Origin of the sequence: Robbsia sp. KACC 23696, from assembly GCF_039852015.1 — a bacterium.
Taxonomy (GTDB): domain Bacteria; phylum Pseudomonadota; class Gammaproteobacteria; order Burkholderiales; family Burkholderiaceae; genus Robbsia.
Genome location: NZ_CP156627.1, coordinates 668,671 through 693,367, shown reverse-complemented (window position 1 = coordinate 693,367; position 24,697 = coordinate 668,671). Strand labels below are relative to the sequence as shown.

At 61.1% G+C, this 24,697-nt stretch carries 21 protein-coding genes and 1 riboswitch; of the genes, 11 read left to right on the top strand and 10 right to left on the bottom strand.

Going from position 1 to position 24,697, the window contains the following annotated elements:
* The first annotated feature begins 957 nt into the window (after positions 1-957).
* Positions 958-2,442, top strand: a complete 1,485-nt coding sequence (locus tag ABEG21_RS17870; protein WP_347558074.1) for a sodium:alanine symporter family protein — start codon at positions 958-960, stop codon at positions 2,440-2,442.
* A 243-nt stretch (positions 2,443-2,685) separates the two neighbouring features.
* On the opposite strand, the gene ABEG21_RS17865 is transcribed toward ABEG21_RS17870, so the two are convergent.
* Complete coding sequence (locus ABEG21_RS17865; RefSeq protein ID WP_347557972.1) at positions 2,686-3,009, bottom strand: hypothetical protein; 324 nt, start codon at positions 3,007-3,009, stop codon at positions 2,686-2,688.
* A gap of 196 nt (positions 3,010-3,205) precedes the next feature.
* On the opposite strand from ABEG21_RS17865, the gene ABEG21_RS17860 reads away from it, so the two are divergent.
* Complete coding sequence (locus ABEG21_RS17860) at positions 3,206-5,260, top strand: phage integrase family protein (protein ID WP_347557971.1); 2,055 nt, start codon at positions 3,206-3,208, stop codon at positions 5,258-5,260.
* A gap of 500 nt (positions 5,261-5,760) precedes the next feature.
* Here ABEG21_RS17860 and ABEG21_RS17855 read toward each other — a convergent pair whose 3' ends face one another.
* The gene (locus tag ABEG21_RS17855; protein WP_347557970.1) at positions 5,761-6,588 is read right to left on the bottom strand and encodes a Sir2 family NAD-dependent protein deacetylase; all 828 of its coding nucleotides are present in this window, start codon (positions 6,586-6,588) and stop codon (positions 5,761-5,763) included.
* A gap of 18 nt (positions 6,589-6,606) precedes the next feature.
* Here ABEG21_RS17855 and ABEG21_RS17850 point away from each other — a divergent pair, with 18 nt between their 5' ends.
* Positions 6,607-6,861, top strand: a complete 255-nt coding sequence (locus ABEG21_RS17850; RefSeq protein ID WP_347557969.1) for a hypothetical protein — start codon at positions 6,607-6,609, stop codon at positions 6,859-6,861.
* 58 nt (positions 6,862-6,919) lie between these two features.
* A complete protein-coding gene (locus ABEG21_RS17845) occupies positions 6,920-7,399 on the top strand; it encodes an Rrf2 family transcriptional regulator (protein WP_347557968.1) in 480 nt (159 codons plus the stop codon).
* A gap of 67 nt (positions 7,400-7,466) precedes the next feature.
* Here ABEG21_RS17845 and ABEG21_RS17840 read toward each other — a convergent pair whose 3' ends face one another.
* Positions 7,467-8,420, bottom strand: coding sequence for a LysR family transcriptional regulator (locus ABEG21_RS17840; RefSeq protein WP_347557967.1), 954 nt, complete (start codon positions 8,418-8,420; stop codon positions 7,467-7,469).
* A gap of 187 nt (positions 8,421-8,607) precedes the next feature.
* On the opposite strand from ABEG21_RS17840, the gene ABEG21_RS17835 reads away from it, so the two are divergent.
* The 3 genes from ABEG21_RS17835 (at position 8,608) to ABEG21_RS17825 (ending at position 14,815) form a co-directional block, all read left to right on the top strand.
* Positions 8,608-9,840, top strand: coding sequence for an efflux RND transporter periplasmic adaptor subunit (locus ABEG21_RS17835; protein ID WP_347557966.1), 1,233 nt, complete (start codon positions 8,608-8,610; stop codon positions 9,838-9,840).
* Positions 9,841-9,903: 63 nt separating this feature from the next.
* Positions 9,904-13,125 (top strand): multidrug efflux RND transporter permease subunit, encoded by a 3,222-nt coding sequence (locus ABEG21_RS17830; protein WP_347557965.1) that lies wholly within the window; start codon positions 9,904-9,906, stop codon positions 13,123-13,125.
* A gap of 82 nt (positions 13,126-13,207) precedes the next feature.
* Positions 13,208-14,815: an efflux transporter outer membrane subunit gene (locus ABEG21_RS17825; protein ID WP_347558073.1), complete on the top strand. Its 1,608-nt coding sequence runs from the start codon at positions 13,208-13,210 to the stop codon at positions 14,813-14,815.
* 72 nt (positions 14,816-14,887) lie between these two features.
* Here ABEG21_RS17825 and ABEG21_RS17820 read toward each other — a convergent pair whose 3' ends face one another.
* Together ABEG21_RS17820 and ABEG21_RS17815 are read right to left on the bottom strand one after the other, a co-directional pair.
* Positions 14,888-16,093 (bottom strand): sugar transporter, encoded by a 1,206-nt coding sequence (locus tag ABEG21_RS17820; protein WP_347557964.1) that lies wholly within the window; start codon positions 16,091-16,093, stop codon positions 14,888-14,890.
* A 346-nt stretch (positions 16,094-16,439) separates the two neighbouring features.
* Positions 16,440-17,072 (bottom strand): histidine phosphatase family protein, encoded by a 633-nt coding sequence (locus ABEG21_RS17815; protein WP_347557963.1) that lies wholly within the window; start codon positions 17,070-17,072, stop codon positions 16,440-16,442.
* A 117-nt stretch (positions 17,073-17,189) separates the two neighbouring features.
* Positions 17,190-17,345, top strand: a riboswitch (cobalamin riboswitch).
* Between the two features lie 55 nt (positions 17,346-17,400).
* Here ABEG21_RS17815 and ABEG21_RS17810 point away from each other — a divergent pair.
* Both ABEG21_RS17810 and ABEG21_RS17805 read left to right on the top strand, forming a co-directional pair.
* Positions 17,401-17,622, top strand: a complete 222-nt coding sequence (locus ABEG21_RS17810) for a CbtB-domain containing protein (protein ID WP_347557962.1) — start codon at positions 17,401-17,403, stop codon at positions 17,620-17,622.
* 12 nt (positions 17,623-17,634) lie between these two features.
* Complete coding sequence (locus ABEG21_RS17805; protein WP_347557961.1) at positions 17,635-18,372, top strand: CbtA family protein; 738 nt, start codon at positions 17,635-17,637, stop codon at positions 18,370-18,372.
* Positions 18,373-18,472: 100 nt separating this feature from the next.
* On the opposite strand, the gene ABEG21_RS17800 is transcribed toward ABEG21_RS17805, so the two are convergent.
* From ABEG21_RS17800 to ABEG21_RS17790, 3 genes are read right to left on the bottom strand one after another with little or no spacing between them, the layout of a single operon-like run.
* Positions 18,473-19,696, bottom strand: coding sequence for an MFS transporter (locus tag ABEG21_RS17800; RefSeq protein ID WP_347557960.1), 1,224 nt, complete (start codon positions 19,694-19,696; stop codon positions 18,473-18,475).
* Positions 19,693-20,061: a hypothetical protein gene (locus tag ABEG21_RS17795; RefSeq protein ID WP_347557959.1), complete on the bottom strand. Its 369-nt coding sequence runs from the start codon at positions 20,059-20,061 to the stop codon at positions 19,693-19,695. Before ABEG21_RS17795 ends, ABEG21_RS17800 begins: the two co-directional genes overlap by 4 nt.
* Before the next feature lie 17 nt (positions 20,062-20,078).
* The gene (locus tag ABEG21_RS17790) at positions 20,079-20,531 is read right to left on the bottom strand and encodes a MarR family transcriptional regulator (RefSeq protein WP_347557958.1); all 453 of its coding nucleotides are present in this window, start codon (positions 20,529-20,531) and stop codon (positions 20,079-20,081) included.
* A 238-nt stretch (positions 20,532-20,769) separates the two neighbouring features.
* Between ABEG21_RS17790 and ABEG21_RS17785 the strand changes: the two genes are divergently transcribed.
* Complete coding sequence (locus ABEG21_RS17785; RefSeq protein ID WP_347557957.1) at positions 20,770-21,285, top strand: hypothetical protein; 516 nt, start codon at positions 20,770-20,772, stop codon at positions 21,283-21,285.
* 29 nt (positions 21,286-21,314) lie between these two features.
* Positions 21,315-21,995 (top strand): DUF1028 domain-containing protein, encoded by a 681-nt coding sequence (locus tag ABEG21_RS17780; RefSeq protein WP_347557956.1) that lies wholly within the window; start codon positions 21,315-21,317, stop codon positions 21,993-21,995.
* A 17-nt stretch (positions 21,996-22,012) separates the two neighbouring features.
* On the opposite strand, the gene ABEG21_RS17775 is transcribed toward ABEG21_RS17780, so the two are convergent.
* A complete protein-coding gene (locus ABEG21_RS17775) occupies positions 22,013-23,278 on the bottom strand; it encodes a hypothetical protein (RefSeq protein WP_347557955.1) in 1,266 nt (421 codons plus the stop codon).
* A gap of 34 nt (positions 23,279-23,312) precedes the next feature.
* On the bottom strand, positions 23,313-24,638 hold the full coding sequence (locus ABEG21_RS17770; protein ID WP_347557954.1) for a type VI secretion system ImpA family N-terminal domain-containing protein: 1,326 nt from the start codon (positions 24,636-24,638) through the stop codon (positions 23,313-23,315).
* Between the last annotated feature and the right edge of the window lie 59 nt (positions 24,639-24,697).

Here is a 24,697-nt window from a genome sequence, read left to right as displayed (position 1 = left end):
GCGCAATTTTTTTCACCATCCGGTTTGCGGATTCGTCCTGTTAGCCGGCAGGTTTTTGGCATCCTGGCCCCGCCGATTTCCTTCGCGGACCGCGGCTGGATTGTTTACCCGGGTAAACAATCGGTACCGAGCGCCCCTGATTTTTTCGATACCCGATCATCCATTAATGCGCAGGCTGCGGTCCAAATTGCGGGGAATAGCGCACTCCCACGGTTTATCTTTGCCGCGGCGTATGTCGCCCCGGGGCACAACGCTCGTGCCAATGTCGCGTATTGCCAAACTGGGGCTATCCAATGCGAAACAGCCAGTCCCAGCAGTACCTGATAGGGACATTTTCTTTTTCGGATCCAGTGAGCAGATCGCGCGTACGCGGCGTCTACTCCGCGAGTCGTAGTCATCGGGTCGATCGGCTCCGTAGACATCCTGGCACGCTGTTTACCCGGGTAAACAGCGCGACGGGGTGTGGCTCCCTTTTCCCGTGATTCGACAAATTATCTAACTTACGACTGCAGATCGCGGTACACGTTGAGCACCGCTGCCCCATAGCCTCGAACACACGGAGCCGACGATTTACGTTCGTCTTTTGTTTACCAGGGTAAACAGTTTTGTACCAGCTTGCTCATAAAACCCTCAACGTCTAACTACTTCGATGCGCCTTCAAACGATCGCTGATGGCCGGCGATACACGTCCCCATCCACCGCAAAACGTTGTTCTGACTCCCAGGACAAGCATCATTTGTTTACCCGGGTAAACACATCCATCGCTCAACAAACGTTGGAATCGGAAGTCGCTCCTCGCCGCCTCGGCGGCCACATCGGATAGCGATACCAATGCGACGTGAGAAAAGTCCTAAATACGTTCTACGCCCTATCGGTAAGCCCTTGAGGCGCGCAGTCTCCAGACTGTCGGACGATTGAATCCGACATTCTGTGAGGAGACGTTGCGTGGAATCATTGATGGTGAAGTGGATTGCCGTATTGAGCGATACCCTGTCGGGACCAGCGCTCGTGGTAGCGCTGCTTGGCGCGGGGGCATTTTTTACGTACCGATTTCGCGCGGTGCAGGTTACCGCCTTTGTCGAGAGCGTCCGAGTGATGGCCGTGAGCGGGACGGCGACGACGCACGGTATCACGCCTTTCCAGGCATTCGCCACGGGGCTGGCGAGTCGTGTCGGGACCGGCAATATCGCTGGCGTCGCAGTAGCGTTGTCGGCCGGCGGTCCTGGCGCCATCTTCTGGATGTGGGTTACCGCCTTGGTAGGTATGGCGTCGGCGTTCGGAGAGTCCACCTTAGCGCAGCTGTTCAAGGTGCCACACGGCCCCCATTCCTATCGCGGTGGGCCGGCGTATTACATTCGCGACGGGCTGAAGCAGAAATGGCTCGGCCAGCTGTTTGCCGTGTCGCTTATTTTTGCCTTTGGTTTCGCGCTGAATACGGTGCAGGCAAACTCCATCGCCGACGCCTTCAATACGTCGTTCGGTTGGTCGAAAACTGCCGTCGGGATTGGGCTGGTTTTTATCACGATTCCGATCATCTCCGGCGGTATTCGGCGAATCGCCTTGACTGCCCAGTTCGTTGTTCCGTTGATGGCGTTGATCTATATCGGCCTGTCGGCCTATGTCGTCATAGTTAATTTCTCCGCAGTGCCTGACGTTCTTGCAACGATATTTCGGCATGCGTTTGGCCTTGAACAGGCTGCCGGCGGCGTGGCCGGATACGCGGTGAGCCAGGCCGTCATGATGGGCGTGCGTCGCGGACTCTTTTCGAACGAAGCCGGAATGGGAAGCGCTCCGAACGCTGCCGCGGTCGCAAGCGCGCGTCATCCGGTACAACAGGGATTGTTGCAAATGCTTGGCGTTTGTTTGGACACGCTAGTGATATGCACGGGCACTGCGGCGTTGATCATGCTCTCGGGCGTTTATGAAGCAGGCAACGGGCTCCTGGGCGCGTCGCTGACGCAACGTGCGATGGCGGTTCATGTTGGCGAATGGGGAAACAGCTATATGGCCATCACGCTGTTCTTTCTGGCCTATTCGAGCGTCCTCGGAAATTGCGCTTATGCTGAAGTGAACGTCGATTTCCTGACTAAACACCCGGCGGCCATCTATGTCTTCCGCTTGGTTGTCGTCGCTGCCGTCATGTCGGGAGCCGTGTCTAGCTTGCCGCTGGTCTGGAGCTTGGCCGACATCAGTACCGCGCTGATGGCGTTTATCAACGTTGCAGCGGTAGTCCTGCTGTCGCGGTTTGTTTTCAGGGCTTGGCGAGACTACAAGCAACAGCGCGAAGACGGCGTGCGAACGCCGGTATTCCACCGGGAAACGCTTGGCGACCTCGGCCGTCATTTGCACCCGGATGTATGGGGGCGCACCGAAAAGGAAAGGGAGCCAAACACTGCGCGAACTTACTCTGGGCCCTTGCGGAACGAGCGGGCTTACGACTGACGGACTGAACACGCACCGGCTTCCAAAACCGTCCGTCCGCCAATGACGTTATCTGACCGGCGCGAGTCACGCGGCAGGTTACGATCCGAGCACCGCTTCTGGAAGTCGGGCGCGTGACACGAAACCGCCCGAAACCATGCTTCTGATCGGTTAGCCGACGAGGGCGCCGATCACAGCATGCGCCTCCCAAGAGGCGATTTTCGTGCCCCACAGTCGGCCAGTTTCGTTAGCATGGTATCTTAGTCAAATACTCACCACCGCCCGGGAAGCCCCCGTCGAATCGAGAAAGGGCAGGGTGATGCCCGGTTCGAACGGAGCCTGAGCGCCGAAACTGTTTACCCGGGTAAACAAATCGAAGAACGCCAGCCCGAGAACGCAGCTCACCTCGTCCCGCGATTCCTCATCGTCGCCTTGAATGAGAGACGCCGGCTCCACCCCCTGATCAACACCACTAACAGCGACTGAACTGCGGACCAAGTATCCGCGATAGACAGGGGCAAACACACAAATTTCTGCATTCAATGTAATATAATCATGTACGCAGTATTTATGATGAACTTCAAGCAACTTCTCATCATCCAGCCGGAATCCCCCGTGGGATAAGGGGTTTCGGCGGTTTCGCGTGCTGCGTCGACAAAATCGTGCATTTTTCGATGTTCCGGCTTAGGTGTGATCGCAAACGACGCGCCAGCTTCGAAAAAACGATCGCCACGCGTGCCAATTCGGAAATGGTCTCGCGTCACCCTGCCACGGAAGCTCGTTCATGCCGTTAAATCTTCGACGCCTCGAGAGTTCGCACTTCGCGTTCTATCGTGCTTATCTTGAAGGGTCCGAAGCATTGGATCTGCCAGCGCTCGCGGATCGATATTTGAATTGCGGCCGCGACCCGCGTCGTGTGCGGGCGCTTTTACGTTGGCTACAGGATGAATTGGCGGCCGCAGCGCGGCGCAACGCCGATTGGGAAGCGCTGCGCTTACTGCGACTCCCGAAGTCGCTTGGACAGAAAGGCGATGGATATGAAGCGCCCCCCACGCCCTCCCTGTCGGACTTTGCGGCGCAAAACGATCCGGACAACGTATTCGGCGAAGCCGAACTCATTGCGCTGTATCGGGAGCGTTATCCGGACGTCGGCGATCGTCGCGGCCGCGCGACCAAAGCGGCGCGCTTGCGCGAAAGGCGTCTTACCGCGTTGCGTCGATTGCAGCATATCGCCGTCGACGCGCCAGTTCCGTCGCATGCGGTGGATGGATGGTTTGACGAGAACGTCGTGATGCGAATGCATCGTGCGGGTATCACGTCGCTCGCGCAGTTGTGCGAAACAATCAATGGTCACGGCGTGCGATGGTATCGCCACATACCCCAGCTCGGTCCGATTGGGGCGACGCGTATCGTCCGCTGGGTGCAGGCCAACGCCGAGAGCCTGGGCGGCGTCGTCTCGCGGCTGCTGCCCGATCCAACAGACGCCGAGATCACGACGGATCGTCCTATCCGAGGCCACGGACAGCGGCTGGCTATTCTGCCAATCGAGGACCTCGCCGATCGGGGCATCCCCGCAGAGGTGTCGGGTGCGAACGGCAGCAATCGTGGCGTGGTCGGGCGACAGTCGATCGACGCGCAAACCGATGTTGCCGCAGTACTTGCCTGGCTCGACGCGCAAGCCGGATCTGCGCATACGCGGCGGGCCTATCGGACACAGGCAGAGCGAATCCTGTTGTGGGCCGTGGTCGAATGCAATAAGCCGCTATCTTCGTTGGATCACGATGACATTAATGCCTACCGACGCTTCCTCGCCTCCCCACCGGCATCGTGGTGTGCGCCACGGCACACGCCGCGGTGGTCGGTCCGTTGGCGCCCATTTGCGGGCCCCCTGACCGAGAGTAGCCGTGCGACGGCCGCCAATGTGTTGAAGGCGCTGTTCCGATGGCTCGTAAGCGCGGGCTATCTCCAGACCGATCCGTGGCGCGCCGCGCGAGAAAACGCAAGGGCGGCAGACGAACAAACGACTGGCGCGGCATCGATCTCTGAGGACGGAGGCGTCGCGCGGGCAGAGTCGTTCGACTCGCGCATGCGATTGCGTGTCGAACGCGTGGTCGAAGCAGAGCAATGGCAGGCACTCGCGCACTTCGCAAATGAATCCCCGCACGAGAGCGATCAGCGTGCGTTTTGCATGCTGATACTCAGCCGCTTTGCGGGACTGCGATTGCAGGAACTCCGCACCTTACGCGTGGGTGATGTTGCCTTGCCAACCGACGCGTCTGGGCGCGGCGCGGTCACGGTCTTGACGCAGCCCGCCGTCGGCACGCCGTCGCGTCTCGCTACATCGCGGACTGTCGTGATTCCGCCCGAGGTCTTTCCGCTATTGCGGCGCTACATCGCCCTACGCGACGCGCGGCAGCCAGCAGGTGGCGCGCCTGCCATGTCGCCGTTTTTCGCGCGGCTCCAGAACGAACAACAACGGCGCAGCGATGCGCGCACTCGCGATGACGCGGGGAGCCCACTATCGTCGTTCACCGGCAATGAGCACGGCCGCGCCCGTACGCTGTCCGACGGTCCGATGCATGCCACCGCCCTTGCGCGGACGATTAGTGATTTTCTGGATCGTGCGACCGAATGGATATCGGCAAGCGATACGACAATGCCGATGTCGATGCGTCGCATCCGTACTGGCGACTGCCGCCATGGCTACATTCGGACCGGGCTTCTCGCATCAGTTCCGACCGAGCATTTGCAGCAGAGCCTCGGCTTGCGTTCCACCGGGACGATCAATGCGCACCGTCGCGCGCTTGCGTCCGTGCGGGTCGGCGTCGGGGCCGCCTAAGCGACGCGCGTCTTCGCGCGTGACGGCGAGCCTTATATCGCACCGTCGAGACGTGGGGCGCGTTCAGGCGCAACGCCGCGCCGCATCGCGAGGAAGGCTACTCCGATAAGTGTCGGGTTCACGTCACTCGCGATAGGTGAACGAATCCATGCGGTTTCGCTATTTCGCGGTGTCTAGCGACGTACCGGGATGGGACAGCCACTTCGATGCCGAAACGTTCATCATCCGCTCTTCGAAATATGACGCGCATCAAAACAATGAGGTCAGAGAAACACTTCAAGTGAACTGTGAAGTGCGAGCGCGAGGGCGGTCGGCTAAGGTGCATGTCACAAACGATGTTGTGACCGGTGCAGCGCGTTTTTTCAACCATGCGCATGCACCTCGCCGAAAAAGGGGGATGCGCCGGGAGGGTGGGGGAAAGGCGCGCGGCACATCGTCAAAGCGTCACGTCACATCGCATCGCGGCGTGTCGACGCAGACTGCCTCCACACCGTGAAACGCTATTCGATCAACTTGCGTTGTGCATCAAGCAATTGCAATCCACCGAGCGCCGACTGCTGGATGCCGACGCCCATCGATTCCGGAATCGAAAAATCGCGAGGATTGATACGGATGATCCGTTGCCCCATCCGTTCGCTAAAAAGGCGTACGGTGGGAACCACGGTGCCGGCCCCTAGTTCGACGACGACCGGTCTCTTGACCTGTCCCAGCCATTGCGTCAATGCGGCTTGCTGTTTTTCAGTGGCCGCGCTGACCCAGTGCCAATCACCGAACATCAGGATATTCGGGCGGGCGACGCCGCCGCAATAGGGGCAGCGGGGCAGGGCATTGCGCAGTTCACAGCGGCTGACGTCGACATCGGGGATGAAGTCGTCGGCGGCCCAGGATCGAAAGCAGCACGGTTCGAGACATTGCATGGCATGAATGGAGCCGTGGCATTCGACCACGCGCGCGGGATCGAATCCCGCTTTCTGAAACTGCCCATCCACATTGCTCGTGAAAACGAAGGCGCCATGCGTCATGCCGGCAGCCCATTGCAGCAGGCGAGCATAGCCGTCGTGTGGCGTGGTGTTCCGATATAGCGCGAGACGATGGCCGTAAAAGCCCCAGCTTAATTCAGGGTGCCGAGCAAAACCTGCCGGATTCGCTATCTGCTGGAAGGTGAGGCCGGCGTCCCGTAGCGGAGGATAGGCTTGCCAGAAGCCAGCATCACCGCGGAAATCCGGCAGCCCGGAATCGACACCGTTTCCCGCCCCTGCAGTGATCAGCAGTCCATCGGCGTCACGTATCCACGAGACGGCCAATGCAAAGCGGGCTTCCTTGTCCATCCGTCATGAGCTCCAGCCATGCAGCAAGCGCTGCTTGCCAAATTGGCACAGAATAGTGTGATTGAGATTGTTGGAAATATGACAGATTGGAAGGTAAAACGGGAGCTTCGAACACCAGATTCGGCAACGGTTTGTCAAAAAAAAGACGGTGCGACAGTAAAAACCACGCGAATCTCGTTCGTCCCGTTCATGCTGCGCATGGCGGCGAGAAACGCACAGGTGTCTCATTCTTTGACTGCAAGGTCAAGCGCACGACAGTGCAACATCCTGTAATAGCCTAGTGCGTGATCGCGCCTTGACAGCAGGAAAACGCGATCATTATCATCAGCTTATGTCCACGAAAAATGTCCAGTTCTCGATTGCCGTGCATCTCCTTGCTGCGCTGGGATATCACGAGGGAGTCGAGGTGCGCTCTGCCGACCTGGCCGACAGCATCAATGCGGAACCGACTTTCGTGCGCCGGACGCTGTCGCGTCTGACAAAGGCCGGACTCGTATCGGCGACGCGCGGACGCAACGGCGCCTGCCGTTTGGGACGCGCGCCGGAGACAATTACGCTGCTCGATATTTATCGCGCCAGCGCCGCGCCGCCGACGTCCTGCGTGCATGCCTATCCGGTGGAGTCAGGCTGCTTGATCAGCGTGAATATCAAGGATTGCATGCAGCAAGTGCTGGAAGACGCGCAACGCGGTTTCGAAGCGCGGCTTGCAGGGCAAACGCTGGGCGATATGCTGAAAGCGCTGCAGACCTGCCCCGACGGTGGGGAGAGCGCACGCATCCTCGAGACCGCCGAACTGGCGACCGCAATCTGATCTTCCCGGCGTGACGGCCGGGTAATACGCAGGTATAGAACCGGCCGTCAGGCAGGAACAGGCGAAATCAGGCGTAAAGCGCCTGTTGTTCGATAGCCGCCTCGGTCGCACGCTCGCAATCTTGCGCCGTGCAATTTGCAAACACTTCGGCAATCCAATCGACGAACACCCGTACTTTCGGCGCGAGGTGGCGATTTTGCGGATACACGACCGAAATCGGCATCGAGGGCGGTGGGAGATGCGGTAACACCTCCGTCAAGCCGCCGCAGCGGAAGTAGGGCGCAAGAAGAAAGCGCGGCGCCTGAATCAGCCCCGCTCCTTCGATCGCAGCGAGTATGCACGCTTCGATATCGTTGAACGACAGCATGCTCGCGATCTTCACTTCGTGGCTCTGCTGGCCGTCGTTGAAGGCGAGATCGATCAAACGCCCGGTCCGATGCGAGAAATAGCGCACTGCGCGATGCTGCTGCAAGGCGTCGAGCGATTGGGGCCGGCCGTGCTGCGCCAGGTAATCCGGGCTGGCCGCGGTAGCCAGCTCGAGCGACGACAGCTTACGCGCGATCAAGGTCGAGTCGGCCAAATCGCCGACGCGAATCGCGCAATCCACGCCTTCCTGAATCAAATCCACCGGACGGTCGCTAAAGCCGATCATCAGCTCGATATCGGGATAGCGCTCCCGAAACGCCGGCAGGCGCGGCATGATCATACGGCGGCCAATCGCCCCTGGCATGTCGATCCGCAGAATGCCCTTCGGCCCTTGCGTGCTTTGCGACACCGAATGCTCGCTATCCTCGATTTCCGCAAGAATACGGACGCAATGCGCGTAGTACTCCGCGCCCTCGGGCGTGAGGTTCAGTTTTCGCGTGGTGCGTTGTAATAGGCGCACATTCAGATGTGCTTCCAACTTTTTGATCAAGGTCGTCGCCGACGCGTGCGGAATGTTCAGCGCATCCGCGGCACGCGAAAAGCTGCTCATTTCCACCACGCGCGTAAATACCTGCATCGCCTGAAACCGGTCCATGTCGCGCCCTCGCGTCGGCTGATTGTTCGCGGATTATAAATTGTGTTCGTAATCAGCGCAATTTATCCCGACGCCGAATTTACAGACAATGCGCTCGTCCCTACACCGCAGTGCAACATCGGCTCGGTGTGCATCGCTATTTCAAGACGGAAGTCTTGTCGCGAAACGCCATTTTCTGGAAGCGACCATGTCCCTGACAAAGCATCAACACCGTACGATCGTGGGCGCGGGCGCGCTCGCCGTCGTCGTCCTCGCCCTCGGCCTGGCGCACCGTCTGGACGCGCCAATCGAATTGACGGCACTCGCCCACGCCGCGCCCGCCGCGCCGCCGCCGCCCGAAGTCGATGTGGCGCCGGTGATCGCCCGCACGATTACCGACTTTCAACGGTATTCCGGGCGCCTGCAGGCCGTCGATCACGTCGATGTCCGGCCCTTGGTAAGCGGCACGATCGTCGCCGTGCATTTCAAGGACGGCGCCATGGTGAAGCGGGGGGACGCGCTGTTTACCATCGATCCGCGACCCTATACGGCGGCGCTCGATCGGGCGATCGCCCAGCTCGCGGCCGCGCGCGCACGTCAGGCTTACGCGGTCAGCGACGCCGCGCGCGCGCAGCGCCTGATCGCCGACAACGCGATCGCGAAGCGCGATTTCGAGCAAAAGCATAACGCGGCGCTGGAAGCGGATGCCGACGTCAAGGCTGCCGATGCCGCGGTCGAGACGGCAAAGATCGACTTGTCGTATACGCAAATCAAGGCGCCGATCAGCGGCCGCGTGTCGCGCGCGGAGCTGACGTTGGGCAATATCGTATCGACCGGTGCCAATGCGCCGTTGCTGACGACGGTCGTATCGGTGTCGCCGATCTATGCGTCGTTCGATGTCGATGAGCAGACCTATCTTCAATACTTGAGCCAGGATGCCCGTAGTACTGCTACGGAAAATGCCGTGCCGGTGCGCCTGGGCCTGGCGAATGAAGAGGGCTATTCCCGCACCGGCATCATCGATTCGATCGACAACCGCCTGGATACGCGTTCCGGCACGATTCGGGTTCGTGCGCGCTTCGACAATGCCGATGGGACCTTGCTCCCGGGCTTGTACGCGCGCGTGGCCGTCGGCGGCGGCAAGCCGCATCCGGCCGTCATGGTCAGCGATGCCGCCATCGGTACCGATCAGGACAAGCAGTACGTGCTCGTCGTCGACAAGGACGATAAGGCGCAATACCGCGAAGTGCATACCGGTAGCGAGCAGGATGGCCTTCGCGTCATCAAGTCGGGATTGCAGGCCGGCGAGCGCATCGTCGTCGAGGGCTTGCAGCGCGTGCGGCCGAATACGCCGGTGACGGTGCACACCGTGGCGATGCTGCCGTCGGGCGAGCAACCGGACGGCGCAAAGACGCACACCGTCGCACAGGCACAACCTTGAAGCGGAACGCACGCGCATGCATTGCTGCCCGATAGCCTCACATAAGGACGCCGGAGCGCCCAGATGAATATCTCAAAATTTTTTATCGATCGACCGATTTTCGCGGGCGTCTTGTCCGCGATTCTCCTCCTTGGCGGTTTGATCTCCCTGTTCCAGCTGCCCATTTCCGAGTACCCGGAAGTGGTGCCGCCTTCGGTGCTCGTTCACGCGCAATACCCGGGCGCCAACCCGAAGGTGATTGCGGAAACCGTTGCGGCGCCGCTGGAAGAGCAGATCAACGGCGTGGAAAACATGCTGTATATGCAGTCGCAAGCGAATAGCGACGGCAATATGACGACGACGGTGACCTTCAAGCTCGGCACGGACCCGGACAAGGCGCAACAGTTGGTGCAGAACCGGGTGTCGCAGGCATTGCCGCGTTTGCCGGAGGACGTACAGCGCCTGGGCGTCACGACGATCAAAGCGTCGCCGACGATCACGCTGCTCGTTCACCTGATTTCCCCGAGCGGTCGCTATGACTCGACCTATCTGCGCAACTATGCGCTGATCAATGTGAAGGATCGCCTCGAACGTATTCAGGGCGTGGGCCAGGTGCAGATCTTCGGTGCCGGCGATTATGCGATGCGCGTCTGGCTCGATCCGCAGAAGGTGGCGGAGAAAGGGATGACCGCGAGCGACGTCGTCGATGCGATTCGCGAGCAGAACGTACAGGTGGCCGCCGGCGTGATCGGCGAATCGCCGTCGATGCAAAACACGCCGTTGCAATTGAACGTGAACGCGCAAGGCCGCTTGCGCAACGAGGATGAGTTTCGCAACATCATCTTGAAAACCGCGCCTGATGGCGCGGTCACCTATCTGAAAGATGTGGCGCGTGTGGAATTGGGCGCATCGGAATATGGTTTGCGCGCGTTCCTGAACAATAAGTCTGCCGTGGCACTGGTGATCAACCAGCAGCCGGGCGCGAATTCGCTGCAGATCGCCGATCAGGTCCGCGCGGAGATGCAGGATATGAAGGGCGATTTCCCCCCGGGATTGTCCTACGACATCGTCTACGACCCGACGCGTTTCGTCAGCGCCAGTATTCACGCGGTAGTGCATACGCTGGCCGAAGCGATCGCCTTGGTCGTGCTGGTCGTGATCATCTTCCTGCAAACCTGGCGTGCATCGATCATTCCGTTGCTCGCCGTGCCGGTGTCGATCGTCGGGACCTTCTCGTTATTGCTGGCCTTCGGCTATTCGATCAACGCGCTGTCTTTATTCGGCTTGGTGTTGGCGATCGGGATCGTCGTCGACGATGCGATCGTGGTGGTGGAAAACGTCGAGCGCAATATCGCCGCGGGCTTGTCCGCGAAAGCGGCGACCTATCGTGCGATGCAGGAAGTCAGCGGCCCGATCGTCGCGATCGCGCTGACCTTGGTGGCCGTGTTCGTGCCGCTGGCTTTCATGTCGGGCCTGACCGGCCAGTTCTACAAGCAATTCGCGATGACGATCGCCATCTCGACGGTGATCTCGGCGTTCAATTCGCTGACGCTGTCGCCGGCGTTGGCGGCGCTGCTGTTGAAAGGTCATGACGAGCCGAAGGACTGGCTTACCCGCGTCATGGACCGCTTGTTCGGCGGCTTCTTCCGTGTATTCAACAAGGTGTTCCATCGCGGCTCGGAACAATACGGACGCGGCGTCACGCGCATCATCGGCCGTAAAACGGTGATGTTGGGCCTGTATGCGATCTTGCTTGGCGGGACGTTTTTCATGAGCAAGACCGTGCCGGGTGGTTTCGTGCCGGCGCAGGACAAGCTCTATCTGGTCGCCATCGCGCAGTTGCCGAACGGTGCGTCGCTGGATCGCACTCAGGAAGTCGTGCAGGAGATGGGCCGTATCGCGCTGACGGTGCCGGGAACGTCGGCTGCCGTGCAGTTTCCAGGCCTGTCGGTCAATGGCTTCACGAACTCGTCGAGCGCCGGCATCACGTTTATCCCGCTCGACCCCATCGACAAACGGCCAGGACATGTGCCGATGGACAAGATCCTGGCCGAGCTGAATGCCAAGATGTCGTCGATCAAGGGCGCCTTCGTCGCGGTGTTCCCGCCGCCGCCGGTGCTGGGTCTTGGCACGTTGGGGGGATTCAAGCTGCAGATCGAAGACCGCGGATCGCAAGGCTATACCGCGCTCTACGACGCTACGCAGGCCTTCATGAAACGGGCCGCGCAGGCGCCGGAGCTGGGGCCGAGCTTCTCGAGCTATCAGATCAACGTGCCGCAATTGAACGTCGAACTGGACCGCGTGAAGGCGAAGCAACTGGGCGTGTCCGTGACCGATGTCTTCAATACGATGCAGGTCTACCTGGGCTCTTTCTACGTCAACGACTTCAACAAGTTCGGCCGCGTCTATCAGGTACGGGTTCAGGCCGATGCGCGTTTCCGTTCGAACAGTGGCGATATCGGCCTGCTGCGCACGCGCAATGCCAATGGCGAGATGGTGCCGCTGTCGTCGCTGGTGAAAGTCACGCCGACCTATGGCCCGGATATGGTCGTGCGTTACAACGGCTATACCGCTGCCGACGTCAATGGCGGACCGGCGCCGGGTTATTCGACCGATCAGGCGCAGGCAGCCGTTCGTCGGATTGCCGCGGAAACGCTGCCGCGCGGCTTCAAGTTCGAATGGACCGATCTGACGTATCAACAGGAATTGGCGGGGCATGCGGCATTCGTCGTCTTCCCTGTCAGCGTGCTGTTGGTGTATCTGGTGCTCGCTGCACTGTATGAAAGTCTGTTGCTGCCGCTCGCGGTGATCTTGATCGTGCCGATGAGCATCCTGTCGGCCTTGACCGGGGTCTGGCTGACGCACGGCGACAACAACATCTTCACGCAGATCGGTTTGATGGTGTTGGTAGGGCTGTCGGCGAAGAACGCGATTTTGATCGTCGAGTTCGCGCGGGAATTGGAGATGCAGGGACGCACGATCGTCCAGGCCGCGATCGAAGCCAGCCGGCTGCGACTCCGCCCTATCTTGATGACGTCGATCGCTTTCATCATGGGCGTGGTGCCGCTGGTGCTGGCCAGCGGGCCGGGTTCCGAGATGCGGCATGCGATGGGTATCGCGGTCTTTTTCGGGATGCTCGGCGTGACGCTGTTCGGTTTGATGCTGACGCCGGTGTTTTATGTCGTGCTGCGTAAGCTCACGCGCAAGGAGCATCTGGAAGACACGCATCATCGTCATCCGTCGATTCAGGGCGTGGAAGCGTCGTGGGGCGGAGAGACGGAACCGGCAACGCACAAATCGTCGTGATCCCCGGAGACGGGGTGAAGAGGGAAACAAAATGACAATGCACTATCTCAAGCGAACCATCGCGCCGCGGTTTGTTCGCCGCATGCCACCGATGGCGTTGTCGCTGATGACCGCGTGGGTCTTGAGCGCCTGCTCGATGGCGCCGCATTATGACAAGCCTGGCGTCGGCACGCCCACCGCCTTCAAGGAAAACGCCGTTCAATCGACCGATACGGCCTTGACCGATGGCACGCTGAGCGAGGCCGATAAGGCGCGGGCCGCACAGTGGAAGGTTGCGGCGCCGTCGGACCAGTTGCCGCGTGGCGAATGGTGGCGCATCTTCGGTGACGCCACGCTCGATGGCCTCGAGTCGCGTGCGTCGGCGGCGAGTCCGACCTTGCAGGCCGCCTTCGCGCGTGTCAACGAATCTCGCGCGACGCGGGACAGCGCACGGGCGGACCTGTATCCGTCGCTGGGCGCGGGCTTCGGCCCGACGCGGGAAAAGGTATCCGGGGCGTCGCAACTGCAACCGGACAATGTGACGATCCCGTCGCAGACGCTCTGGCGTGCGCAAGCGAGCGCTTCCTACGAAGTCGATCTATTCGGTCGTGTTTCCGACAACGTACGCGCGGCGCGCGCCGATGCCGAACAGAGCGACGCCTTGTATCGTTCGGTGTTGCTGACGTTGCAGGCGGATGTGGCGCAGCAGTATTTCGCCTTGCGTTCTCTCGACGCGGACCATGGCGTGCTTCGGCGAACCATCGCGCTGCGCAAGCAGGCTCTCGATCTCGTGCAGCGACGCTTCGACGATGGCGACATCAGCGAGCTGGATGTCGTTCGCGCGCGCAGCGAGTTGGCCAGCGCGCAGTCCGACGCGATGACGGTCGAACGCCAGCGCGCGACCGCCGAGCATCGGCTTGCCGTGCTGGTGGGCAGCACACCCGAGACCTTCACGATGCCCGACAGCCCGTTGCAGCAGGTGCAAGTGGCGGTGCCGGCCGGGTTGCCGTCGTCCTTGCTCGAACGGCGCCCCGATATCGCGGCGGCGGAACGGGCGATGGCTGCGGCGAACGCGCGGATTGGCGTGGCGAAAGCCGCCTATTTCCCGTCGCTGTCCTTGACCGGGACGGCGGGATTCGAAGCGGCGACGCTTGGCGATTTGTTCAAATGGTCCAGCCGTGCGTTCCTGCTCGGCCCACTTGCCGGCACGGCCCTGACGTTGCCGATCTTCGACGGCGGTCGGCGACACGCGCAGTTGGCGCAAGCCCGCGCGCGCTTCGACGAACAGGCGGCAAACTATCGCTCGCAGGTGTTGGATGCGTTCCAGGAAGTGGAAGACAGCCTGTCCGATCTCAGAATTCTGCGCACGCAGCGCGAGACGGAGGCGGTTGCCGTGCAGGCCTCGACGCGGGCAGCCAGTCTGTCGCGACGGCAATATGACGAGGGCGAGGTCGATTATCTGACGGTGATCGACGCCGAGCGGACGGCGCTGCAATCGGAGCGCACCGCCACGCAACTGGCCGGCGTGCAAGCGGCATCGACGGTCGCTTTGATTCGAGCGCTGGGAGGGGGGTGGGGAAGCGATACCGGAGAAGGCGCGAGTGGCGCCGGGGTGAAGCAGGGGAAAAGCGACGCCAGTGGCCAACCGATCGCCTCCGACAAGGTCCGCGCCGATCGGCCCGCGATTGCTCGGCTGGCAGCCGTCGAGTGATCGCGGCGATCGGCGCATGACGGAGGGCCGGCAGGACGCTGGCCGCTCCGCTGCGTTGCGGTACGCTGGCGATCAGCTCGTAGGCGCGCCGATCTGACGCGCGAAACGACGCGCCATGTAATAGACCAACGCGACGCCGAACAGGGCGACCACGCCGCCGCCAAAGCCGATATAGCGCATGCCGATATGCGCGGCCACGACGCTTCCTAACAAGGCGCCGCCGCCGATACCGACGTTGTAGATGCCGGAGAACATGGCCATCGCCACGTCGGTTGCATCGCGTGCCAATGCCAGTACCTTCGCTTGCAAAGACAGGCCGAAGCACATGATGGCGATGCCCCAGAACACGCTGAGCCCTTCCAGCAGATAGCTATTGCCGGAGAAGGGCAGCAACAGCAGCAGGCTGATCGTGATCACGAGGATCGCCGCGATCAATAAGGCAAACGGGAACTTTCCGCTCAGGCGATTGAACAGGAAAGAGCCGATCACGCCCGAACCGCCAAACAACAGCAGCAGCGCGGTGATCATCGGTCCGCTCAGGTGGGCGACGTCGCGCGCGAACGGCTCGATATAGCTGTAGCCGGTAAAGTGCGCGGTGACGACGAGGGCCGTCAAGGCATAGACGCACAACAGCGCCGGACGCTTGAACAAAATCGGCAAACTGCTCAAGGAGCCGGCGTTCTCGCTGGGCAGCAACGGTAGGGCGCGCGCCAACTGATAGGCGGCGACCGCCGCTACTGCCGCGATCGCGAGGAAGGTATACCGCCACCCCACCAGTTCGCCGAGCATCCGGCCAAGCGGGATGCCCAGGACCATGGCGAGACAGGTGCCGGTCGATAGCAGACTCAGCGCTTGCACATGTTTGCCCGGCGGTGCCACGCGGACGGCCAGGGAAGCGGTAATCGACCAGAACACCGCGTGCGCGAAGGCAATGCCGACGCGACTCAATTCCAGAACACGGAAGTTCCACGCGAAGCCGGACAGGATATGGCTGGCGATAAATACGACAAACAGGCCGATCAACAATTTGCGACGTTCGATCGACCGCGTCAGCAACATCATCGGCAACGACAACAAGGCGACCACCCACGCATACACGGTCAGGATCAGCCCGACCGCGGAAGGCGGCATGTCGAACGAGGTGCCGATGTCGCTCAGCAAGGCGACCGGAACGAATTCGGTGGTGTTGAAAATGAACGCGGCCAGCGCTAGAGCAATGACACCGCGCCAGTTATCGGTCGGGTCTTTGGGCGCCGCGTCGGTGGCGGAAAAGTCCATCAGTCAATCTCGGGCAGGAAAGTGTTGGCAACTGCCCATTGCGCAGCCGCGCGGAACTCGGCTTATCGGAACGCGGCGAACGGGGTCGCGACATGCTGCGCTGCAATGCGGGCAGCAGCCGAGTGTACGCCCGCTGCGCGCGCCCCGACAACCCGTCAATGGCGATGTAACCGCATACAGATACGACCGTTACAAATCGTCGCATACTCTCGTGTGACAAGCCGGTCTCGCGTCGGCAAAAACACGACAATGCCGTTAGTCGTGTCATGAGTCTTTTACGGGAGGGGATTATCCGAGTGTGACGCGTCGCGTGCTTAACGCGTCGCGCGATGCGTCATGTCGTGCGTCAGAGGACGAACATCGCGCCAGGCGCGACATCGAGTTGATGGAAGCTCTCGAGGCGCGCGCGGCGTGCCAACAAGACGGCGGCGCGCACCACCGTCGCGCTGGCGATCGCCAGAATCGGCAGCGCGTCGTCGCCGTTTTCGACGGTGTCCGCATCATCTTTCATCGTGCTGGCCAACCAGACCGTCATGCGGCGACGCACCGAGTCGAAAGAATCGCCACCGGGCGGTGCGAAGTAGGGATCGCGGGTCCAGGCCTGCAGGGCGGCGGGATCGTCCCGGCCGATTTGCAGCGCGCTTTTTCCGGCCCACGCGCCGAAATGCGGTGTCGAGAGCGTGCCGTCGATCGTAATCTGTTCCGAGGAAAAGCCCAAGGCGGTGGCGCTGGCGACGGCAATCGCCGACGGCGCGCAGTAGACGCGGACAAAGGCGCTGGTGAGCGCGACGAATGCCTCGCTCTCGCGCGCGGCGCGGAGCTCTTCCACGGCGCGGGCATCTAGTCCCTCCGATTCCGTGTCAAAGGCAGCGGCGTGACGCTGCCCGCGCAGCGCGGCCGTTTCATCCCGTTCGGGGAATAGGCCTTTGCGCATTGCCGGCGTCGATGCATGCGCCATCATGACAATTGCCCGTGCCATCCAAGTTGCTCCGGGCGTTCCATAGCGGAGCGCCGATCTCGTAGTGATAAGGGCCGACCCGTCGATCAGCCCGACCGACTTCGCCCGTCGGGCTGATCGACGCGCACGCGCGGCAACGCGTCGACGCGTTGCCGCGGCCTCATGCCGTAGAATACGCGAATTGAAAGGCGGAAGCCGGTGAGAACCCGGCGCGGTCGCGCCACTGTGTCCGGATCCGATACGCCAAGCGTGTGGATCCCGGAAGTCAGACCTGCCTTTCAAAAGATCGCGTCGTCGTCACGACGACGCGCTTTCCTTCAAACAGGGCGCACGACCCCAGGAAGATACGATGACTGAACATACCTTGTCGCAAACGATCGACACCGCCGCAGCGCCTGCTGCCATCCCGCTGCGCGATCTGCTTCCGTGGATCGTCTTCGGCGGCCTGCTGATGTTGATCGCGATCTATTTCGTCGGTGCGGAAGAGGGCGCTACCGCGCTGATTCCGGGCATGTACGTACACGAATTCGTTCACGATGCCCGGCATTTGCTCGGCTTCCCGTGCCACTAAGGGGACCGCGCCATGGTAGGTCGTCTTCTGGTACGCGGCATGATCGCGGGCATTGCCGCGGGTCTGTTCGCCTTCGGCGTAGGCAAGATCGTGGGGGAGCCGCAGGTGAATCGCGCGATTGCTTTCGAGAGCGCCGAGCATGCGCATGGCGGTGAGCACGAGGAAGAGTTGATCAGTCGCCAAGTGCAATCGGGTTTGGGCCTGGCAACCGGCGTGCTCGTTTTTGGGACAGCGGTGGGCGGCTTATTCTCGCTGACCTTCGCGTTTTGCTACGGTCGGGTGAAGGGTCTCTCGCCGAGATCATTATCGGCGTTGCTGGCGCTTGCCGCGTTTATCGCGCTGGTGATCGTGCCGACGTTGAAATATCCGGCGAATCCGCCTTCGGTTGGAGACCCCGACACGATCGGCTATCGCACCGGTCTGTTCTTCCTGATGCTGGCGATCTCGGTAACGGTCATGGTGTTCGCCCTGAGCGTGCGCCGCGCGGCGGTGGCGCGCTGGGGCGCCTGGAACGGATCGCTCGTGGGCGGTGCGGTCTATATCGCGATCGTCGCCGCCGTGCAGATGGGCTTACCCGCTATCAATGAAGTGCCGGCGACGTTCCCGGCCAGCACCTTGTGGCAGTTCCGTCTCGCCTCGATCGGTATGCAGGCCGTGGTCTGGACGGTATTGGGTTTGGTGTTCGGCGTGCTCGCTGAGCGGGTATTGCAGAAGCCCGCATTGCCGCTGACCGGGCGGCTGCGCACCTGATCGTCTTGCCGCGTCGCGATGCTTTTCGCGGCGCGGCGAATGGATCTTTACCTCTCGGTTCCGGCGGAACGCGCGTTCCGCGAGCCGAAAGCCCGTGCCGTCAGCGCGGGCCGATTTTTCCCTTCTTCCAGGCCCATGCGCCATACGCTGCTGCCGCGAAACCGCCGGCGGCGCCTACGGCCAGACCCCATCGCGCACCGAAATGGTCGGCGACCCAGCCCACCGTGGGCGCGCCCAGCGGTGTTCCGCCTAGCGCCACCGCGAGGCGGATTGCCATGACGCGGCCGCGCATCGCGGGCTCCGTCGACAATTGCATCAGGCTGGAGCTGCTGTTCGTCACCGTCAGCGCGGCAACGCCAACGACGACGAGCGCTGCTGCAAAGGCCCATTCATTGGGCGCGAGCGCGGCGGCGGTACAACCGATCCCGAATACCAGCGAGCCGATCATTACGATGCGAAAGCGCGGCAGCGCTCGCTTCGCGCCCAGGAAGGCGCCACTGATCGTGCCGACCGCCATTGCCGAAGACAGCAAACCGTAGTGGCCCGCGTCCAGATGGAAGACATTCACCGCCATCGTCGAAATGAATAGCGCGAAATTCAGTCCGAACGTGCCGATAAAAAACAGCATGATCAGTACTGTCGCCAGGTCACCGCGTGAGCGCACATAGCGAAAGCCCGCGACCAGACTGCCTTTTGCGCGGACAGCCCGTTCCTGCAGATGGAGCGATGCCGGGTCGAGACGCGACAGCGAGTACAGCACGGCGATGAAGGACAGCCCGTTCAGCAAGAACGCCCAGCCGGTGCCGACTGCTGCAATCATCACGCCTGCCGCTGCCGGGCCGATCATCCGCGCGGCATTGAACGACGTGGAATTCAAGGCGACGGCATTGGGCAGATCTCGGTCCCCGACCAGCGCCGACACGAAAACCTGGCGCACCGGCGCGTCGAAAGCCGTGGTGCAGCCGAATAGCAGCGCGAAGATATCGACTTCCCAGAGTTGCACCACGCCGGTGACCGTCAGCAGGCCAAGCAGTACGGCGAGCACGCCCATCGTCGATTGGGTGATCATCAGCAGTTTGCGCTGATCCATGTGGTCCGCCGCATAGCCGGTCAGCGGCAACAGAAGCATCTGCGGGCCAAACTGCAGTGCCATCACGACGCCGACGGCGGTGGCGTTGTGATGCGTCAATTGCGTAAGAACCAGCCAATCTTGCGCGGTGCGCTGAATCCAGGTGCCGATATTCGAGACGAGCGCACCTCCGGCCCAGACGCGGTAGTTACGGTTATACAGGGAGCGAAAGGCACTGTTGGACGGCGTGGTCATGCGTGGGGTTTCGCCTCCGCGTTGAGGGTGCCGCCATGAAAGCGACCAAAGTGACGCGCGGAGAATAGCGCAATGGCGAGCACGCCCAAAGCGAATGGCAGCGCGTCGGCCAGGTTGCGGATATCGAAGTCACCGACGTGCGCCAACAGCAGCCAGGCGAAGATCAGGTTGGCAAATCCCCACAGGACATTGATCGTCGATGAGGAGAGGCCTTCGCCAGGCGGGCTGGCAAACGGCGTCTGGAACGGACGGCCCATGACGCCCGAAACGAAATGGGGTATCGCATTGGTCGCGAACAAGCCGCCGAAAAACCAGGCGAGCGCATGCGCGGGAAAAAAAGAAAGGGCGTGGTGCAGCGAGGTCATGGCACAGCTCCTGGAGGTCAACGTTCGACGAGACGACGCACCAACGTCAGTGCATTCGCCAACTGCTGTTGTTCGCTGCCGGAAAGCGATCCGAGGATTTGTCGGTAGAGCCAGTCTTGCCGGGTGGCACGGCCTTCCTGGATGCGATGACGGCAGGTTTCGGTCAGCGACAACAGCGTTTGCCGGCCATCGTTTGGATCCGGCGCGCGCTGCACTTGCCCGGCGCCTTCGAGGGCGACGATGATTTCGCCCAGCGATTGAGAGCGCATGCCGATGCTGCGGGCGAGTTGCGACAAGGTGATGGGCTCATCCTTTTCCAGCCGGAGTAGCACGGTTTTTTGGGACGCCGTGAAATCGCCGGGATCGGCCTGTTCGCGCAGGCGCCGCTTCAAGCGGCCGCTGATCGTGCGCAGATCTTCGGCGAGCTGGAAGGCGAAAGCGTCGTGCGCAGGGTCGGGGGAGGTGTTCATGCTACGGAGTGTAGCATGTGTGAAGGTAACCTGTGAAGGTAACCTGTGAAGGTTGCCTTTGTATGTGGGTGGGGGAGGGAATAACTGCGAGACCGGATTTCTCTTTCTGAGCGGGATGAATTCCGAGGTACGGTCACTAGCCTTCCTTAGGAAAAACCAAAAGTCCGTTTGCCATTTCCTGATTGTAGCGAGCGTTTTGTAACGACACACTGCGTGCATTCGTTACGGAAAATCGCATATGAACACCGCCATGAAAGCCTCGGACAAGGACGGCGAGATGCCTGCACGCTCGGTATCGAGCACCGAGGTAATCGTTGCTACGACGATAGGCAATGCCCTCGAATTTTTCGATTTCACTGCCTATAACTTCTTTGCGGTGCTGCTCGGAAAGCTCTATTTCCCGACGCTGAGTCCGCTCTTTCAATTGGTCATGTCGACCGGGACGTTTGCGATCGGGTATTTTTTCCGTCCCCTCGGCGGGGTGCTGATTGGCGTGTACGCGGACAAGATAGGTCGGAAGGCCGCGCTGACATTGACCGTCGGCATGATGGCGCTCAGCTCGGCGATGATCGGCCTCGCGCCGACCGATGCCACGATCGGCATCTGTTTGGTCGGCTTCGTGATAAGTCCGATCGGCGGCTTTGTTTCAGACCTGATCGGCCGGAAGCCGGTGATCGTCCACTCGCGCCTCCTGGTCATCGTTACCGTTTTACCGTTGTTCTACTGGCTGAAGGCCGAGCCGACGGTCACATGACTGCTCGTCGTCGAAGGCGTGCTCGCGGCGTGCGCCGCGTTCGGCGCTACGGATTGGGTATCGCCACGTATTCAGTCGCGGTCGGGCAATGGTGCGATGGGCTCGATCGCCATGCGGGCGCCACGATGAGCCAGGCGTTCGTGCGGACGACCAATAACGCCCTTGCGCTGAACCTGCTCAAGCTCGGACATTCGGCAAAATACGTGACCGACGCATTGGTGCGCGACGACGACTTTGCATCCTATCGACAGATAGGGGTGATCTCCGCGGACGGTAGCGTCAGGTGTCATTCGGGTCCTGACGCGCGCGGCTGGGCAGGCTATCGTGTAGGGCAAGGCTATGTGGCGATGGGGAATGTGCTGAGCGGCGTGTCGGTGGTCGAGGCGATGGCCGAGGCATTCGAGCGCAGTGAAGCGCAACCATTCGACGAGCGCATGTTGCAAGCGCTCGAAGCGGGTCGCGATGCGGGAGGGCAAGGCAATGGCACGCGCCACCTCTTTGAGCGTTCGGGCGCGTTGATCGTCACGGCATCGGACCATCTGGATGCAATCAATCTGCGCGTCGATTTGCATCCGCACGCCGTGGATGAACTGCGTCGCGTACACACGATATGCAGCCAGTACGCGGACTACTATCGTAGCAGGGGGATATTCCCGCCCGACGCCCCCGGCCAGGAGATCTTCGAACAGGAAAACGGCATCGCGGCGTGATCGCGTGCCGGTGGCACTTAGCCGATGGGCGGATTGATTCCGGTATTGAATGTGCGGGACAGCTGGATACCGGTGTTGATCGCGATAACCGGCATCGACGACGCCGGGATGACGACCATATTGACGTTTTTGATGCCGCCCGCTTTATCGGCGAGATCGAGCATTTCCTTCCAATACGATCTCAGATCCTGATTGCAACGGTAACACTCGAATCGCGTTCGGAAGCCATGGCCGGCATTGGGCACCGGTGCCTTGCCCTCGGTCCAGTGTGCCTTCAGCGTTTCCAGTGCAATCTTTCTGTGATCCGTTCCCGGCGTCATCATTGCCTTGAATTCGAAACGCGACTTCGCCGATGGCCCGCGCGCGGCTTTGGCGACTTGCGCACGCCGCTCGTCCGCTGCATACAATTCCCTCAGGAATTGATCGGCCGGTCTCTCGGTGCGCGTAAAGGAAGTCACGAGAAGATGTTTGAGGTTGACGCCTTCGAGTTCGAGCGCTTCCACCGCGCTTGCCAGATTGGCGTCGTCAGGCTGATAGTGCCCGCTGCTGTTATTGATATGGGTGACGATCCCGTCGTTAATGCGGATTTCGCCGCCGCACAAGACCGTGTTTCCCGATAAATAGGAAGAATGGAATTGGCCGGTATGTTTCTCACGCATCCCAATGGCGTGCGGGCCGCTATAGAAATCCCCCGACATGCTGACAACATAGCCATTGAACATGGCTGCAATGACGCCGGCACCGTTGTGACTTTGGCTTGCCGTGTTCGCGCGCGTCAACTTTGCACTGTCGTCCCACCATTGCTGGCGGTAGGCAATCCCGCCCTTGAACACCAGTTTGTATTTATCGCGTGTCTCTTTATCATAGTAATCCGCCGAGCCCGTCCCCATATCGACGTCGACGCCATGATCGCCCATGTCTTTCCCAAAGGTTTGCTCGAGCCACTTCGGGAGATGGTTGATGGTCAAACCGGTGTCTTCCGCCAGACGGTCGACCAGGACTTTATAAAACGCGTACACCGCCGGTCGCCGTCGGCTATTCACCGTCGGGGCTTTCTGGTCGCACGCTTTCAGCCATCGATCCGTCGCGAAGAAGAGTTTCCCAAGCACGCAAATTTGCCCCGCTGCTTTGATATCCGCATTGTTTTCCGCGTTCAGCGCGTGAAAACAATCCAGCTGCACGTCGATAATTTTGAGAATGTGATCTTCGGAGCGCTTGCCGGATACGACGTATTTCAGGTCCGTGGCTTGCGCGAATTGGCTTTTCGTCGGAATCGAAGTCATGATCTTTTTTAAGAAATACGCTGAAAAGAAAAAACTAGCTTCTGACGCCAATGGCGCTGAAATACCGCTGCAGATCGCCTTCATCCTGCGAGATGTCGTGCATCAATTCGAGCAACGACATCGATCCCCACGACACGCCGCGCATCAATAGATAGGCGGTAGGGCTATGCGGCTCTGTTTCCGACAGGTAGCGCGCCAAGGCCTCCATGATGGCGTAGGCGTGCTGGCGGTCATGGATAGCCAGCGGTCCGTGCGGCGTCTCCACGACGCGTGTAGTCGGGCCGAGCGCAATGGTCAATTGATGTGCCGGGTCCGGCAACGCGCCCACCGCTTCGTTCATCGGCAATACCGGCGACGGCGGGGCGTCCGCATCGATCGAGGTCATGGGCGTCACGCTCGTCACGGAATCGTGAACGACCGTCAGCGGTGACGTGTCGTCGATTGGCGTTGAGGAGGACATATCGATTCCGTCCGAAACAAGGGGGAAAGGCGCGAAGGCGGATGAAGGGGCGAGCGGCGCGACTTCGTCGTCCGGCGCTCGCTCGTCGATCAGACTGTTGGCCGCGCGTCGCAACGCGTCCAGTTGCAAGGCCATTCGCTCAAAGCTCGGCGCGTCGTCGGTGATCACTGCATCGATTTTCGCGACCAGACCGGGCAGCCGATGCAAGGCGGCGGCGCAGGCCCGCCGATGCATCACCAACGTCGCGAGCATCGTGTCGTCGACGCTGGCGATCAACGCGTCCCGGTCGAGCGTGACATCTTCGTCATCCTGGTCCGACGTCACGCGCAAGGCCTGCCCGGATTGCACCAGGCGCAACCAATCTTCAAGCGACACCTGGCGTTCGCGCAGTGGCAATAACGCGATCCGATGCGTCAAACATCGTACGAGCGTGTCACGCCACCATACGATCACACCGGTGCGCGGATCGAGGTCGCCGTCGGCGATCGACGGGAAACCGTGCTCCCAGTCTTCATCCAGCATATGCTCGACGAGCGCAATGCTGGCGCAGATCCCCAGTGTTCCGTACTGCCGTGTCCAGGCTTCGCTTAGCCACGCTGCCGCTTGGAAATCTTTGCTGTGCAACTGCAACGTTTCCACGCAGAGTCGGGCGACGGCAGGCCAGTCTGCGCGCTTCAACGGCCGATCCCAGTCCCCGCGTGGCAATGTGGGATCGTCTTCCTCGCGCGCGGCGCGGATGGTGTGATACGTCGGCGCATAACGTAGCGACGCGCCGCCCGGGCCGCTCGCCGCTTGCACCGCAGGCGGTAACGGCATGCAGGCGGCGGTCCACTGCTGCACGAGCAGGTCGGGCAGCGTCAGCGCCGGTTGCCAGATCAGGCTGGATGCCAAGTTGTCCATCGACGTCTTTCCTTTCAGGTGCGCTTACCGCGCAAGCGCCACTTTACAAAACGCAGGGC

Bases quoted from the DNA above. Each gene is read 5' to 3' on its own strand.
- ABEG21_RS17840 (WP_347557967.1), bottom strand. From the start codon at position 8,420: ATGGACCGGTTTCAGGCGATGCAGGTATTTACGCGCGTGGTGGAAATG.
- ABEG21_RS17810 (WP_347557962.1), top strand. From the start codon at position 17,401: ATGACTGAACATACCTTGTCGCAAACGATCGACACCGCCGCAGCGCCT.
- ABEG21_RS17835 (WP_347557966.1), top strand. From the start codon at position 8,608: ATGTCCCTGACAAAGCATCAACACCGTACGATCGTGGGCGCGGGCGCG.
- ABEG21_RS17825 (WP_347558073.1), top strand. From the start codon at position 13,208: ATGCCACCGATGGCGTTGTCGCTGATGACCGCGTGGGTCTTGAGCGCC.
- ABEG21_RS17870 (WP_347558074.1), top strand. From the start codon at position 958: ATGGTGAAGTGGATTGCCGTATTGAGCGATACCCTGTCGGGACCAGCG.
- ABEG21_RS17785 (WP_347557957.1), top strand. From the start codon at position 20,770: ATGAACACCGCCATGAAAGCCTCGGACAAGGACGGCGAGATGCCTGCA.
- ABEG21_RS17860 (WP_347557971.1), top strand. From the start codon at position 3,206: ATGCCGTTAAATCTTCGACGCCTCGAGAGTTCGCACTTCGCGTTCTAT.
- ABEG21_RS17775 (WP_347557955.1), bottom strand. From the start codon at position 23,278: ATGACTTCGATTCCGACGAAAAGCCAATTCGCGCAAGCCACGGACCTG.
- ABEG21_RS17795 (WP_347557959.1), bottom strand. From the start codon at position 20,061: ATGACCTCGCTGCACCACGCCCTTTCTTTTTTTCCCGCGCATGCGCTC.
- ABEG21_RS17830 (WP_347557965.1), top strand. From the start codon at position 9,904: ATGAATATCTCAAAATTTTTTATCGATCGACCGATTTTCGCGGGCGTC.
- ABEG21_RS17845 (WP_347557968.1), top strand. From the start codon at position 6,920: ATGTCCACGAAAAATGTCCAGTTCTCGATTGCCGTGCATCTCCTTGCT.
- ABEG21_RS17770 (WP_347557954.1), bottom strand. From the start codon at position 24,638: ATGGACAACTTGGCATCCAGCCTGATCTGGCAACCGGCGCTGACGCTG.
- ABEG21_RS17800 (WP_347557960.1), bottom strand. From the start codon at position 19,696: ATGACCACGCCGTCCAACAGTGCCTTTCGCTCCCTGTATAACCGTAAC.
- ABEG21_RS17850 (WP_347557969.1), top strand. From the start codon at position 6,607: ATGCAGCAAGCGCTGCTTGCCAAATTGGCACAGAATAGTGTGATTGAG.
- ABEG21_RS17790 (WP_347557958.1), bottom strand. From the start codon at position 20,531: ATGAACACCTCCCCCGACCCTGCGCACGACGCTTTCGCCTTCCAGCTC.
- ABEG21_RS17855 (WP_347557970.1), bottom strand. From the start codon at position 6,588: ATGGACAAGGAAGCCCGCTTTGCATTGGCCGTCTCGTGGATACGTGAC.
- ABEG21_RS17820 (WP_347557964.1), bottom strand. From the start codon at position 16,093: ATGGACTTTTCCGCCACCGACGCGGCGCCCAAAGACCCGACCGATAAC.
- ABEG21_RS17815 (WP_347557963.1), bottom strand. From the start codon at position 17,072: ATGGCACGGGCAATTGTCATGATGGCGCATGCATCGACGCCGGCAATG.
- ABEG21_RS17805 (WP_347557961.1), top strand. From the start codon at position 17,635: ATGGTAGGTCGTCTTCTGGTACGCGGCATGATCGCGGGCATTGCCGCG.